Source organism: Janibacter zhaoxuefangae, assembly GCF_050271985.1.
In the GTDB taxonomy this organism is placed as follows: Bacteria; Actinomycetota; Actinomycetes; order Actinomycetales; family Dermatophilaceae.
In genome coordinates this window covers 1,048,281-1,060,578 of the sequence record NZ_CP189849.1, presented here as the reverse complement: position 1 = coordinate 1,060,578, position 12,298 = coordinate 1,048,281, and the positions used below count along the sequence as shown (strand labels likewise).

At 71.1% G+C, this 12,298-nt stretch carries 14 protein-coding genes; 8 read left to right on the top strand and 6 right to left on the bottom strand.

The window, feature by feature from the left end; all coding sequences use genetic code 11:
* Positions 1-27: 27 nt before the first annotated feature.
* Positions 28-1,077, bottom strand: a complete 1,050-nt coding sequence (locus tag ACQBAS_RS05005; protein ID WP_427385287.1) for a hypothetical protein — start codon at positions 1,075-1,077, stop codon at positions 28-30.
* Between the two features lie 53 nt (positions 1,078-1,130).
* Entirely contained in the window at positions 1,131-1,355 is a 225-nt protein-coding gene (locus ACQBAS_RS05000) for a hypothetical protein (protein ID WP_427385286.1), read from the bottom strand.
* Positions 1,356-1,492: 137 nt separating this feature from the next.
* On the opposite strand from ACQBAS_RS05000, the gene ACQBAS_RS04995 reads away from it, so the two are divergent.
* Positions 1,493-1,846, top strand: a complete 354-nt coding sequence (locus ACQBAS_RS04995; RefSeq protein ID WP_427385285.1) for a PadR family transcriptional regulator — start codon at positions 1,493-1,495, stop codon at positions 1,844-1,846.
* A 1-nt stretch (position 1,847) separates the two neighbouring features.
* Entirely contained in the window at positions 1,848-2,615 is a 768-nt protein-coding gene (locus ACQBAS_RS04990; RefSeq protein ID WP_427385284.1) for a hypothetical protein, read from the top strand.
* A 71-nt stretch (positions 2,616-2,686) separates the two neighbouring features.
* On the opposite strand, the gene ACQBAS_RS04985 is transcribed toward ACQBAS_RS04990, so the two are convergent.
* The gene (locus ACQBAS_RS04985; protein ID WP_427385283.1) at positions 2,687-3,670 is read right to left on the bottom strand and encodes a DUF2332 domain-containing protein; all 984 of its coding nucleotides are present in this window, start codon (positions 3,668-3,670) and stop codon (positions 2,687-2,689) included.
* Between the two features lie 73 nt (positions 3,671-3,743).
* Between ACQBAS_RS04985 and ACQBAS_RS04980 the strand changes: the two genes are divergently transcribed.
* A complete protein-coding gene (locus ACQBAS_RS04980) occupies positions 3,744-5,462 on the top strand; it encodes a DEDD exonuclease domain-containing protein (protein WP_427385282.1) in 1,719 nt (572 codons plus the stop codon).
* Between the two features lie 47 nt (positions 5,463-5,509).
* Positions 5,510-5,791: an Lrp/AsnC family transcriptional regulator gene (locus ACQBAS_RS04975; RefSeq protein ID WP_427385281.1), complete on the top strand. Its 282-nt coding sequence runs from the start codon at positions 5,510-5,512 to the stop codon at positions 5,789-5,791.
* A 3-nt stretch (positions 5,792-5,794) separates the two neighbouring features.
* Here ACQBAS_RS04975 and trpD read toward each other — a convergent pair whose 3' ends face one another.
* Together trpD and ACQBAS_RS04965 are read right to left on the bottom strand one after the other, a co-directional pair.
* The gene (gene trpD, locus ACQBAS_RS04970) at positions 5,795-6,868 is read right to left on the bottom strand and encodes an anthranilate phosphoribosyltransferase (RefSeq protein ID WP_427385280.1); all 1,074 of its coding nucleotides are present in this window, start codon (positions 6,866-6,868) and stop codon (positions 5,795-5,797) included.
* 3 nt (positions 6,869-6,871) lie between these two features.
* Positions 6,872-7,333: a hypothetical protein gene (locus ACQBAS_RS04965; RefSeq protein WP_427385279.1), complete on the bottom strand. Its 462-nt coding sequence runs from the start codon at positions 7,331-7,333 to the stop codon at positions 6,872-6,874.
* Between the two features lie 116 nt (positions 7,334-7,449).
* On the opposite strand from ACQBAS_RS04965, the gene ACQBAS_RS04960 reads away from it, so the two are divergent.
* From ACQBAS_RS04960 to ACQBAS_RS04945, 4 genes are read left to right on the top strand one after another with little or no spacing between them, the layout of a single operon-like run.
* Complete coding sequence (locus ACQBAS_RS04960; RefSeq protein ID WP_427385278.1) at positions 7,450-8,112, top strand: cytochrome c oxidase subunit 3; 663 nt, start codon at positions 7,450-7,452, stop codon at positions 8,110-8,112.
* Between the two features lie 43 nt (positions 8,113-8,155).
* Positions 8,156-8,956, top strand: a complete 801-nt coding sequence (locus ACQBAS_RS04955; RefSeq protein WP_427385277.1) for a c-type cytochrome — start codon at positions 8,156-8,158, stop codon at positions 8,954-8,956.
* Between the two features lie 45 nt (positions 8,957-9,001).
* Positions 9,002-10,126, top strand: a complete 1,125-nt coding sequence (locus ACQBAS_RS04950; protein WP_427385276.1) for a Rieske 2Fe-2S domain-containing protein — start codon at positions 9,002-9,004, stop codon at positions 10,124-10,126.
* Positions 10,123-11,895, top strand: coding sequence for a cytochrome b (locus ACQBAS_RS04945; protein WP_427385275.1), 1,773 nt, complete (start codon positions 10,123-10,125; stop codon positions 11,893-11,895). Before ACQBAS_RS04950 ends, ACQBAS_RS04945 begins: the two co-directional genes overlap by 4 nt.
* A 69-nt stretch (positions 11,896-11,964) precedes the next feature.
* On the opposite strand, the gene ACQBAS_RS04940 is transcribed toward ACQBAS_RS04945, so the two are convergent.
* Positions 11,965-12,264: a DUF167 domain-containing protein gene (locus ACQBAS_RS04940; protein ID WP_427385274.1), complete on the bottom strand. Its 300-nt coding sequence runs from the start codon at positions 12,262-12,264 to the stop codon at positions 11,965-11,967.
* Between the last annotated feature and the right edge of the window lie 34 nt (positions 12,265-12,298).

Genomic DNA, 12,298 nt, shown 5'->3' with positions numbered 1-12,298 from the left:
CGTGAGGGCCTCGGCTGACCAGACCGGTCAGCCGAGGCCTTCGCGTAGGTGGGCACGCCACTGGCGGGTGACCTCGTCGATGCCGCTGCCCCACTGCTGCTTCATCGCGGTGTCGATCCGCCGCGTCGGCCCGCCGGATCCGTGAGCGGCTCGTCTCGTGACCTCGCGCACGGCAGCCAGCCCGTGCTCCTCGACGAGGAGGTCGATCGCGATGCGCGCGGCCTGGTACTGGGCGAGGAGGTCCCCGCCGCCGGGTGAGCTCGGATCGAAGTCGGCCTTCGTGGGGAGGTGCTCGGGCAGGCCCCGGGCTGCCAGCTGGCTCGCCAGGGCGTCGGTGCCTCCGGTCCCCGACAGCCCGGCATGGGCGAGGTGTTCGGCGAGCCCTTCGGACCACCAGAGCGGCGTGTCCTCCCCCGTGGTCGATCGGATCGCCACGTGGGCGAGCTCGTGGGTGAGGACGACGAGGCGACCGCGCTCGGTCAGGTCGCCCAGGACGACCGGGTTGAGGACGACCCGCTGCCGGCTGCCGAACCCGGCCGATGCCACCGGTCCGATGGTCACGGCCGCGACCTCGCTCGAGGTCGCGTTCCCGAGCAGGTTGCTCATCTCGCCCGCGTCGCGGGGGACGATGACGACGGCGTGCTCGGTCCAGGCCGGCCACGCGGCCTCGACCCGCGCCGCGGAGCGACGGAGGACGTCCAGATGGGCCAGGGCCTGCGCCCGCGACGGCGCTGCCACGGTCAGTCGGCCGGTGCGCACGACGGCCAGTCCGTCGAGATGCTCCAACGCCCGGGACACACCGTCACCGGACTTGCCGGTGGAGTCATCCCCCGCGCTCGCTCCGGTGCTCTCGTCGTCCGCCGACGCGGACGTCCGCCCCGGCGAGGCCGGTGCCGTCGCCGTGCTCGCACCCGAGGAGTCAGCCGTCGTGGCACCACCCGCGGCAACGCTCGTCGGCGTCGTGGCGGGGTCGGCGTACTCGGATCCAGGGACCTCACATCCGACCAGTGTCACGGCCAGGGCCGCTCCCAGCGCAGACGCGGTCAGGCGACGGCACGATCGGCGGGCGGGAATCACCGAGTCATCGTAGGTGACCCGGCCGGGCCTCCCCTGCACGCAGGAGCTGCCACTCAGCCGGCCACGACGCGCCGCACTTCCCACGGCTCGCGGCGCGCGGTGGCCGTTGCCGCGACGTCGGGGCGGACGAGGCCGGCCCGCACCAGCCGGGTCACGACCATGCGCTCCGCGGCATCGAGCGGGAGCTCGACCCCCTCGGGCATGAGCGCGGTGACCATGCAGTCGTCACACTGCAGGCCCCGGACGGGGCAGGTGCTGCACTCGACGATCATCGTCATCACTCCTCTCGTGGGCGGGGATGTCCTGCCGACACCGACGACGCTAGAGACCGCCACCGACAGCCGTGGTCGAGCACGGAGCACCGAGCCCACCCGAGTAGTTGACGTGTCTTACTAGTCAGTGTCACTATCTAGCAATGACATCGGAACTCGAGTGGCCGAGTGAGTGGCTGCGAGGCGCGCTCGGCGTCTGTGTCCTGCGGATCCTCCTGGAGGGTCCCAGCTACGGCTACGCACTCACCCAGGCACTGGCCGAGGCCGGCCTCGGCACGGTCAAGGGCGGCACGCTCTACCCGCTGCTCAGCCGCCTCGAGCAGGCGGGGCACGTCGAGGTCGAGTGGCGGCCCGGCGACGGCGGCCCCGGCCGCAAGTTCTTCGCGCTCACCCGCACCGGCCGCGAGCACGCACACCGACAGGCGGCCGAGTGGGCTGCCTTCACCACGACCACCCGAGCGCTCATCGATGACGCGCTCACCCAGGAGGGGAACTGACATGGACCACACGAAGAAGTCACCGGCCACCCATCGCGATCCCGTCGCCCTCGCCCCCAGCGTCGACCGCAGCTGGGTCGAGGCGTTCATCCTCGAGCAGCGCCTCCTCGACGTGCCCGGCGACCGGATCGGCGATGCGCTGGTCACCGTCGAGACGCACGTCGCCGAGTCGGGCGAACGGGCCGACGACGTGTTCGGCGACCCGCGTACCTATGCCCGCGACCTCGCCGCCACCGTGCCCGCGTCGACGCCCGGCTCGAACTCCGGCCGAGGCGGCATCGGCGTGCGCACCATCGCGGCGGCCTTCCTCGGCCTGGTCGGCCTGCTCCTGACCAACACGGCCTTCGAGGGTTGGTTGAGCGGCACCGCGGTATCGCTGAGCTGGGGACACCTCGCGGCCTTCGCCCTCACCCTGCTCCTGCTCGCCGTGGTGGTCGGGTGGATCTCCGGAGCCCTGCGCGTGCTCACCACCAGCGTCTGGCTGACCGGCCTGGTCATCGCGCTGTTCGTCGCCGCCAGCGTCGCGCTGATGGCCCGTCTGCCCGGCGCGGCACTCGAGGGGCCAGCGGCCACCTTCGCCGCCGTGGGCCTGCTGTCGCTCGCGGCCGGCGCGGTCCTCACCTGGCGCGACCACACCGACGACCCCGTGCTCGCCCCCGGCGAGCGCCCCTCGGGCGGCGTCGGCGGGCGCCTGCTCGGCGCCCTCACGATGCCCCTGGCGACGGCCTTCGTCCTCGGCCTCACCTGGGTGGTGCACCTGCTCGCCTGAGCTGCCTCAACAGTGCCGTCTCAACACCAGAGCCGTCTCAACACCGGCGCCGTCTCAACACCAGCGCCGTCTCAACACCAGTGCAGGCTGCGCCCGTGCGGGTGCGACCAGGCCCGCACGACCCCGTCGAGCGCCAGCGCGAAGGGGATCCCCGCGGGCGCCGGCGAGGTCGCCGTCGCCGTGACGGCCGGCAGGACCGTGGGCCCCTCGTTGCTGATCCAGTGGCCCGGCAGCTCCCTCGCGAGGGTGTCCCAGGCGCGGCGGCCCTCCGGGTCGAGGTAGGCGATGACGGCCGAATGAAAGACGACGAGGGTCGCGTCCGACGGCGCCTGCGCGGCCAGGGCCGGGACCTCGGCCAACAGATCACCACGCACGAGACGCGGCGGTTCGGCGCGGGCGATGTCGATGGCACCGCGCAGCCGGGCGCGTCGCTCCTCCGCCTCCGGCCAGACGAGCGTCTCGAGCCAACGCATGGCCCCCCGGTCGGTGACGTCCAACGGATTGAGATCCACGCCGGCCCGCCACACGACCTCGACGGGCGCCGTGGGCAGTGGCACGTCCTGCCCCACGCTGCACCGCAGGCGCACGGGGCTCGGGCCGTCGTTCGGGTCGAGCGTCACGCTCTCCCCCGTGTCGACGTCATAGATGTAGGAGTAGCGATCCGGCTGGAGGCACAGCCCGGCACTGGCGCCGACCTCCAGGAGGGCGAGCGGCTGCGGCAGTGAGGCGAGGAGCGGCAGCAGGGTCGCACACCGGCCCACTTCGTTGGTCTGGGTCGCCCGTTCCAGCACGGTGGCCGACACCTCGGGCCAGCGCTCGAGGAGGACCTCGCGCAGCTCTCGGTACGCCCCGGGGACGGCGCCGTGCCAGCGGGCCGCGGCGAAGACGAGGTTGGGCTGTCGCTTGGGCACCGGCAGCGTCGCCAGCAGGGCGAGCACCTCCGGGTCGTCCCGCACGCCCGCCGCCCACGCCGCGAAACACGGAGAGTCCGCCGCCTCGAGCGTGAAGCGGTCGTAGCCAGCCGCGATGTCCTCGAAGCCGTCCATCCCCTGCATGTGCCCTCCTTCGCGCGGCGCCCCGGCGTGTCCGGGACCACGGCTGTCAGTGTCGCCCCCTACCGTCGCAGACATGCACGCGGTCCAGGGCACCCTCGACGATCTGGGCACTCCCCTGTCCGAGGTCACCTTCGTCGTCGTCGACCTCGAGACGACCGGCGGCAGCCCACGCGACTGCGGGATCACCGAGATCGGCGCCGTCCGGGTGCGCGGCGGCGAGGTGGAGGGCGAGTTCCAGACCTTCGTCAATCCCGGCGAGCCCATCCCCGCCTTCGTCCAGACGCTGACGGGCATCACCAACGCCATGGTCGCCACGGCGCCGCGGATCGACACGGCGTTGCCGTCGTTCCTCGAGTTCGCTCGCGGCGCCGTCCTCGTGGCCCACAACGCGGGCTTCGACATCTCCTTCCTCAAGGCCGCGGCCACCGCCACGGACACCACTTGGCCCGATGCGCACGTCCTCGACACCGTCCGCCTCGCGCGCCAGCTCGTCACCCGTGACGAGGCGCCCAACCACAAGCTGTCGTCGCTGGCGAGGGTCTTCGGAGCCACGACGGTGCCGAACCACCGCGCTCTCGAGGACGCACGGGCGACGGTCGACGTCCTGCACGGCCTGATCGGTCGCGTCGGGGCCCTGGGGGTGCACACCCTCGAGGAGTTGTCGTCGTACTCCGGTCGGGTCCCCGCCGCCCAGCGGCGCAAGCGCTATCTGGCCGACGGGCTGCCCTCCGGGCCGGGCGTCTACATGTTCAAGGACGAAGGCGGACAGGTCCTCTACGTCGGCACCTCCATCGACATCCGCACCCGCGTCCGCTCGTACTTCACGGCGTCGGAGAAGCGCTCCAGGATGTCCGAGATGGTCCGGCTCGCGGCGTCGGTGACGCCGATCCTCTGCGCGACCGGCCTTGAGGCGGAGGTCCGGGAGCTCCGGCTCATCGCCGAGCACAAACCCCGCTACAACCGACGCTCCCGCAATCCGGAGCGGGCCACGTGGGTCAAGGTCACCGACGAGCCCTTCCCCCGTCTGAGCATCGTCCGCACGGTCCGTGACGACGCGGGGACCTATCTCGGCCCCTTCGCCACGCGGTCGGCGGCCGAGGCCGCCGTCGATGCCGTCCACGAGGTCGTCCCGCTGCGCCAGTGCGTCCGCCGGCTCCCCCGCTCCGGGAAGGGCAGCGCCTGCATGCTCGCGGAGGTCGGCAAGTGCGGGGCGCCGTGCACCGGCGGGCAGAGCGTGGAGGACTACGCGCCGATCGTCGCCGATGCCGTGACCGCCTTCACCGGTGACGCGTCCCTCGTCCTCGGACGTCTGCGCGCACGGCTGGGAGACCTGTCGGCGCAGGAGCGCTTCGAGGACGCCGGCTCCCTGCGTGACCGGATGATGGCCCTCGTCCGAGGAGCCGCTCGGGTCCAGCGGATCGCACCGTTGGCAGCCACGGCCGAGATCGTCGCCGCGCGTCGCTCGGGCCTCGGCGGTTGGGAGCTGGTGTGCGTCCGGCACGGCCGCCTCGCCGGGTCGAGCCACGCGCCGCGCGGCGCGGACCCGATGCCCTACGTCGAGGCCCTGCGGGCCAGCGCGGAGGTCGTCGCCCGGCCTGCCGGACCCGCGCCGGCAGCCACCCACGAGGAGACGGAGAAGGTGCTCCGCTGGCTCGAGTCCCCCGGCACCCGGATCGTCGAGATCGAGGGCACGTGGACCTGCCCAGTCGGCGGCGCGGCCGGTGCTCGCGCGGCCCTCGAGCCCCTCGAGGTGTCCCGGCGTGCCGTCGCCGGATTCGTCGCGGCGGGGTGAGCGCGGTCGCGGGCACACCCCCTCGACGTCGGACTAGGGTGGGCGACGTGATCACCGCCATCGTTCTCATCAACGCCGAGGTCAACCGCATCCCCGAGGTCGCGGAGGCCATCACCGAACTCGAGGGTGTCACGGAGGTCTACTCCGTGGCCGGCAACTGCGATCTCATCGCCATGGTGCGAGTCAAGGCCCACGAGGACCTCAACGACGTCATCGCCGGCCGGCTCAACAAGATCGACGGCGTCGTCGGCACGGACACCCACATCGCGTTCCGGACGTACTCGAAGCACGACCTCGACGCCGCGTTCAGCCTCGGTCTCGAGGGCTGAGGCTCAGCTCTCGGCGGCTGCGAGGCGCTGCGTCACCGCGACCCAGCGGTCCAGCGCCGCGGACGCCGCACCGCTGTCGATGACCTCGGCCGCGCGGGCCATGCCCTCGCGGACGGCCGCCGCCGGATCGTCGACGGCCCGACCTTCCGCCTGCGCCAGGGCCAGCGCCGCACCCGCGTTGAGCAGGACGGCGTCGCGCACGGGCGAGCGCTCCCCCGCAAGCACGCGCCGGGCAACGGCGGCGTTGAAGACCTTGTCATCCCCGCGAAGCGTCTCGATCGGGTTGCGCTGCAGGCCGACGTCCTCGGGCGACAGCACCGACTCGCGGATCTCGCCCCCGCTCACCCACCACAGATGTGAGGAGTCGGCGATGGTCAGCTCGTCGAGCCCGTCGTCGCCGCGGAAGACGAGCGCGCTGGTCCCGCGCTCGGCGAAAACCCCCGCCATGAGCGGCGCCACGCGGGCATCGGCCGCGCCGATGACGGCGTAGGTCGGCTGCGCGGGGTTGGTCAGCGGGCCGAGGACGTTGAAGGCGGTCCCCACACCCAGGCCAGAGCGCGCCGCGGCCGCGTGCCGCATGGACGGGTGGAAGGTCTGGGCGAAGCAGAAGGTGATCCCGGCCTCCTCCGCGACGGCCACGACGGCCTCGGGGCTGAGTCCCAGGACGACTCCGAGCTCCTCGAGCACGTCCGCGGAACCGGACTTGCTCGAGGCGGCCCGGTTGCCGTGCTTGACGACCTTGAGGCCCGCGGCGGCCATGACGACGGAGGACATCGTCGAGATGTTCACGGTGTTGGAGCGGTCGCCGCCGGTGCCGACGATGTCGATCGACGGCCCGGGCACCTCGATCCGGCGAGCGTGCGCGAGCATGCCGTCAGCCAGGGCCCGCAGTTCCTCGACCGTCTCACCCTTCGCGCGCAGCGCGATGAGGAACCCGGCCACGGCGACGGGGTTGGCCTCGCCCGTCATGATCTCGTTCATCGCCCACGCCGTGTCGTCACCCGTGAGGTCGACCCCCGCGGTGAGGGTCGTCAAGAGATCCGGCCACGTGGGCTGGTGCGTGCTCGGGAGCGTCACGACTCAGGCCGTGGCGGGCTCGACGCCGCGAGCCAACTCGCTCACCGCGTCGGCGAGGGCCACCGGGTCCAGCGGGTGCGGCACGACCGCGTCCGCCAGGGACCAGGCAGCCAGCCAGCCGTCCTGCGGACGACCGGTCAGCACGAGGACGGGCGGGCACTCGAAGATCTCGGACTTGAGCTCGCGGCACAGACCCATGCCGCCGACCTTCGCGGCCTCACCGTCGAGGACGAGGACGTCGAAGGCCCCGGTCTCGACGGCCTCGGTCACGGCTGCGGCGGTCGCGCACTCGTGCCAGCGCACGATCTCGACGTCCCGGGCGGGCCGTCGGCCCACGCCGACGCGGACCGCGTCGCGGGTGGTGATGTCGTCGCTGTAGAGAAGGACGGAGACGCTGTGAGCGGGCGTCGACCGGGAGGTCGCCGTCGCCGCTGCGGGGTTCTCGGACGCGGGCGTGGAACTCATGATGAGGATGCTATCGCCTGCGGCCCGCGAGCCGTGGCGGCCCTCCATGACCACGGATCTGACCCACTTCGGGGGGTCGCCGACACAGCCCACTTGTTTACCGACATAATGGCGCCGTGGCCACTGCATCGACCCTTCACCCAGACCCCGCCGCGACGCTGGCGCACCCGCCCTCGCTGGGCCCGGCAAGCCGACCCAACTTGGTGTCCGTCGGCACCATCGTGTGGCTCTCGAGCGAGCTGATGTTCTTCGCCGGCCTGTTCGCGATGTACTTCACCATCCGGTCGCTCTCGCCCGAGCTGTGGGCTGAGCGCACCGAGATGCTGAACGTCCCCTTCGCCGCGACCAACACCCTGATCCTCGTGATCTCGTCCGTGTGGTGCCAGCTCGGCGTCATGAAGGCGGAGCACGGCCAGAAGGCGCGCACCGGCGGCCTCCTGCAGGTCGGTTCGTGGGGCATGCGCGAGTGGTACGTCCTGACGTACATCTTCGGCGCAGTGTTCATCGCCGGTCAGGTGATGGAGTACGCCGAGCTCGGGCACGAGGGCCTGTCCCTCTCGTCCGACGCCTACGGCTCCGTCTTCTACCTGACGACCGGCCTCCACGGCATCCACGTGACCGGAGGACTCATCGCCTTCCTCCTGATCATCGGGCGCACGTTCACGTCGCGCAGCTACGGCCACCACCAGGCCACGGGCGCGGTCGTGACGTCCTACTACTGGCACTTCGTCGACGTGGTCTGGATCGCCCTCTTCGCCACCATCTACCTGCTGCAATGATGTCGCGGGCCCTCGCCCGGACCAGCCCCCGACGACCCCACTGATGACAGGAACGCTCGTGAAGACTCTGGCCAATCGCCGGCACCCCGCAGCCATCGTGCTGCTGCTGCTCGTCGGCCTCCTGGTCACCGGCACCGCTTATGCCGCCGTGGCTCCCGGCAAGGCCCAGGCGGACGCCTCCTCGGCCTCCGCCTCGATCGACAACGGCAAGAAGATCTTCCTGGCCAACTGCGCCTCGTGCCACGGCACGGGCGCACTCGGCACGGAGGACGGCCCCAACCTCGCCGGAGTCGGCGCCGCAGCCGTGGACTTCCAGATGGGCACCGGCCGCATGCCGATGGCCGCCCCGAACGTCCAGGCGCCGCGCACCACGGAGATCAAGTTCACCGACGAGGAGATCGCCGACGTCGCCGCCTACGTGGCCTCGCTGGCTCCCGGCCCGGCCGTCCCCGACTCGGAGTACACCAGCGCCGAGGGCGGCGACCCGGGCGAGGGTGGCGAGCTCTTCCGGGTCAACTGCGCCATGTGCCACAACTCCGCCGGCGCCGGTGGAGCCCTGACCCGCGGCAAGTACGCGCCGGAGGTGCTCGGCGTCGACGGCAAGCACGTCTACGAGGCCATGGTCACCGGCCCGCAGAGCATGCCTGTCTTCAACGACACCAACATCTCCCCGGAGGGCAAGCGCGACATCATCGCCTACCTCAACGCGATGGACGAGACCGGTAGCCCGGGCGGCAACGCCCTGGGCAGCCTCGGGCCGGTCCCCGAGGGCCTCTTCGCCTGGGTCTTCGGCCTCGGCATTCTCGTCGGGATCGCCGTCTGGCTCGGACAGAAGTCCGCCTGACCCCCCCGTGACGACAACGACTACCCCGACAGGACGAGGACAACGATGAACGAGCAGAACCCCGAGTCGACGGAGGTCACGCCCGCGGGCGCCACCCCTGACTCCGTGGTGCGTCTCGACCAGGGCCACATCGAGGGTTCGGGCGGCGTGCCCGAGCGCTTCGCCAACCCCGGTCTGCCGCCGCACGTGCTGCGCGGTTCCGATCTCGATGAGGCGGGCGCCAAGCGCGCCGAACTGCAGGTGGCCGGGCTCTTCGGCCTCTCGATCGTCGGCACGGTGCTCTTCCTCGCCGCCTACTTCGCCTTCGACACGAGCCACCAGTCGAACGTCCCCGGCATCGGCCACGTCAGCACGAGCAACCTGCTCCTCGGGCTCGGCCTCGGGCTAAGCCTGCTCGGCATCGGCCTCGGCGCCGTCCACTGGGCGAAGACCCTCATGCCCGACCACGAGTCGGTCGAGGAGCGCCACACCATGCGCTCCAGCGACGAGGACCGCGCCGCCCTGGTCGAGACCATGACGGCCGGTGTCGGTGCGTCGCAGGTGACGCGTCGACCGCTCATCAAGGCCACGATGGGTGGCGCCCTCGGCCTCTTCGCCGTGCCGCTGGTCGTCCAGTTGCTCGGCAGCATGGGCCCCCTCCCCCACGCCGACCTGGCGCGCACGTTCTGGGACGGACCGCCCGGCGAGGACGACCACGACAAGCGGGAGTTCAAGCGGCCCCGCCTCGTGCGCGACCCCGAGAACACCCCCATCCGTCCCGGCGACGTGACGATCGGCTCCGTCTACCACATCCTCCCCGAGGGGCTGCTCGACCTGGAGCACCACGTCCTCGAGGAGAAGGGCAAGGCCGCGGTCCTGCTCATGCGCCTCGACCCCGACGACATCAAGTCGAAGAAGGCGCGCGACTGGGGTTACCAGGGCATCGTGGCCTACTCCAAGATCTGCACGCACGTCGGTTGCCCGGTCGGCCTCTACGAGCGCACGACGCACCACCTTCTCTGCCCGTGCCACCAGTCCACGTTCGACGTCACGAACGACTGTGAGGTCATCTTCGGCCCGGCCAAGCGTCCGCTGCCGCAGCTGAAGATCACCGTTGACGACGAGGGTTACCTGATCGCCGACCAGCCCTTCCAGGAACCGGTCGGCCCGAGCTTCTGGGAGCGCGGATGAGCACCACGACCCGCCCGGCGGACGCCCTGCGCGCCGGGGACACCGCAGCGCCCGCCCCCGTGAGTGGTGGCGCGAAGGCGATCGGCGGCGTTGCCGGCTGGATCGACGAGCGCACCGGCGGCGCCAAGGCCATGAACTACCTGATGAAGAAGGTCTTCCCGGACCACTGGTCGTTCATGCTCGGCGAAATCGCCATGTACTCGATGATCGTCTGCCTGCTCACCGGCACGTTCCTCACCTTCTGGTTCGAGCCGAGCATGGCCGAGACCACCTACGAGGGTCCCTACGTCCCGCTTCAGGGCGTCGAGATGTCCCGCGCTTTCGCCTCCACCCTCGACATCTCGTTCGAGGTCAAGGGCGGTCTGCTCATGCGGCAGATGCACCACTGGGCCGCGCTGCTCTTCATCGTTGCCCTCTCGGTCCACATGCTGCGCGTCTTCTTCACGGGTGCCTTCCGCAAGCCGCGCGAGCTCAACTGGGTCATCGGCTGCATCCTGTCGATGCTCGCCCTCGTCGAGGGATTCGCCGGCTACTCCCTGCCGGACGACCTGCTCTCCGGCACGGGCCTGCGCGCGGCGCAGGGCTTCATGCTCTCCGCGCCGGTCATCGGCTCGTACCTCTCGTACGGCCTCTTCGGTGGCACCTTCCCGGGTGAGGACATCATCCCGCGCCTCTACACGGTGCACATCCTGCTGCTGCCCGCCATCCTGGTCATCCTCTTCACGGTGCACATCCTGATGGTGGCGCTGCAGAAGCACACCCAGTACCCCGGCCCCGGCCGGACGAACGAGAACGTCGTCGGCTACCCCGTCATGCCGGTCTACGCCGCGAAGGCCGGTGGCTTCTTCTTCATCGTCTTCGGTGTCATCGCCGCCATCTCGGCCCTCGTCCAGATCAACTCGATCTGGGTGTACGGACCGTACGACCCGAACGCGACCACCGCCGGCGCCCAGCCTGACTGGTACATGGGCTTCGCGGACGGCGCCCTGCGCCTCCTGCCGGGCTGGCTCGAGTTCAGCGGTCTCGGTTACACGTTGAGCCTCAACGTCGCCATCGGCGCCCTCGGCCTCATCCCCGCGATCTACGGCGGCATGATCGCCTACCCGTTCATCGAGCGCTGGATCACGGGTGACACGCGCGAGCACCACCTGCTCGACCGCCCGCGCAACAAGCCCACCCGCACGGCGCTCGGCATGGCCGCGTTGACGTTCTACGGCGTCCTCATGTTCGCCGCAAGCAACGACATCATGGCCGTCAAGCTCCACATGTCGATCAACGACATCACCAACGTGTTCCGCGTGGGCGTCTTCCTCTTCCCCGTGCTCGCCTTCTGGGCGACGAAGCGGATCTGCTACAGCCTCCAGCGTCACGACCGCGACCTGGTGCTGCACGGCCGCGAGTCCGGGCGCATCATCCGCGAGCCGCACGGCGAGTTCCGCGAGGTCCACGAGGACCTCGACCCGTACACGCGCTGGAACCTCGTCCAGCACGAGCCGGACCGCGTGCTCGAGCTGCCCGCGGACACGGACGCCAACGGTGTTTCCCGGCGCGGCCTCGGCGCATCCAAGCTGCGCCAGCGGCTGTCCTCGTTCTACTTCGCGGACGCCATCAACCCGGTCACGCCGGCCGAGCTCGAGGCGGCCCACGTCGGGCCGGAGCACGAATCCATCGGGCTCAGCGAGGACGCCATCGCCACCCGTGACGACGCCGCGCTGCTGACCGCGGGCGAGCACCACCACGGTCGGCACGTGCACGACGACAAGCACTGAGTTCGACCAGCACTGAGTTCGACAAGCACTGAGGTCTCGGTCCTCCCCCGTGGAGGATGAACGGACCGGTCAGGGGCCCAGCAGACGCGAGAGCGTCCGCTGGGCCTCCGCCGTTCCCCCGAGTGCCTCGTCGTCGATGTCGAGGATCTTCGTGCGCGCTCGTGACCCGGACACCAGGGTGACGTGCCGGGGACGAACCCCGAAGGCGCACGCGACCGCCGCGACGACGGCCTCGTTGGCCGCCCCGTCGACGGCGCGCGCCCCGACGGCGACGACGAGGGCATCAGGCTCCCCCGGTGTCGGCTCCCCGTGACGGCCACCGACCTTCTCGCGTGCTGCTCCCGGCTTGGCGCGGACCGTGATCCTCATGGGACAACCCTGCCACGCGTGGCGACACGCCCCA

Excerpts from the sequence above, each read along its gene's own strand:
- ACQBAS_RS05000 (WP_427385286.1), bottom strand. The coding sequence starts at position 1,355 with ATGACGATGATCGTCGAGTGCAGCACCTGCCCCGTCCGGGGCCTGCAG.
- ACQBAS_RS04995 (WP_427385285.1), top strand. The coding sequence starts at position 1,493 with ATGACATCGGAACTCGAGTGGCCGAGTGAGTGGCTGCGAGGCGCGCTC.
- ACQBAS_RS04990 (WP_427385284.1), top strand. The coding sequence starts at position 1,848 with ATGGACCACACGAAGAAGTCACCGGCCACCCATCGCGATCCCGTCGCC.
- ACQBAS_RS04985 (WP_427385283.1), bottom strand. The coding sequence starts at position 3,670 with ATGCAGGGGATGGACGGCTTCGAGGACATCGCGGCTGGCTACGACCGC.
- ACQBAS_RS04980 (WP_427385282.1), top strand. The coding sequence starts at position 3,744 with ATGCACGCGGTCCAGGGCACCCTCGACGATCTGGGCACTCCCCTGTCC.
- ACQBAS_RS04965 (WP_427385279.1), bottom strand. The coding sequence starts at position 7,333 with ATGAGTTCCACGCCCGCGTCCGAGAACCCCGCAGCGGCGACGGCGACC.
- ACQBAS_RS04955 (WP_427385277.1), top strand. The coding sequence starts at position 8,156 with ATGACAGGAACGCTCGTGAAGACTCTGGCCAATCGCCGGCACCCCGCA.
- ACQBAS_RS04950 (WP_427385276.1), top strand. The coding sequence starts at position 9,002 with ATGAACGAGCAGAACCCCGAGTCGACGGAGGTCACGCCCGCGGGCGCC.
- ACQBAS_RS04945 (WP_427385275.1), top strand. The coding sequence starts at position 10,123 with ATGAGCACCACGACCCGCCCGGCGGACGCCCTGCGCGCCGGGGACACC.
- ACQBAS_RS04940 (WP_427385274.1), bottom strand. The coding sequence starts at position 12,264 with ATGAGGATCACGGTCCGCGCCAAGCCGGGAGCAGCACGCGAGAAGGTC.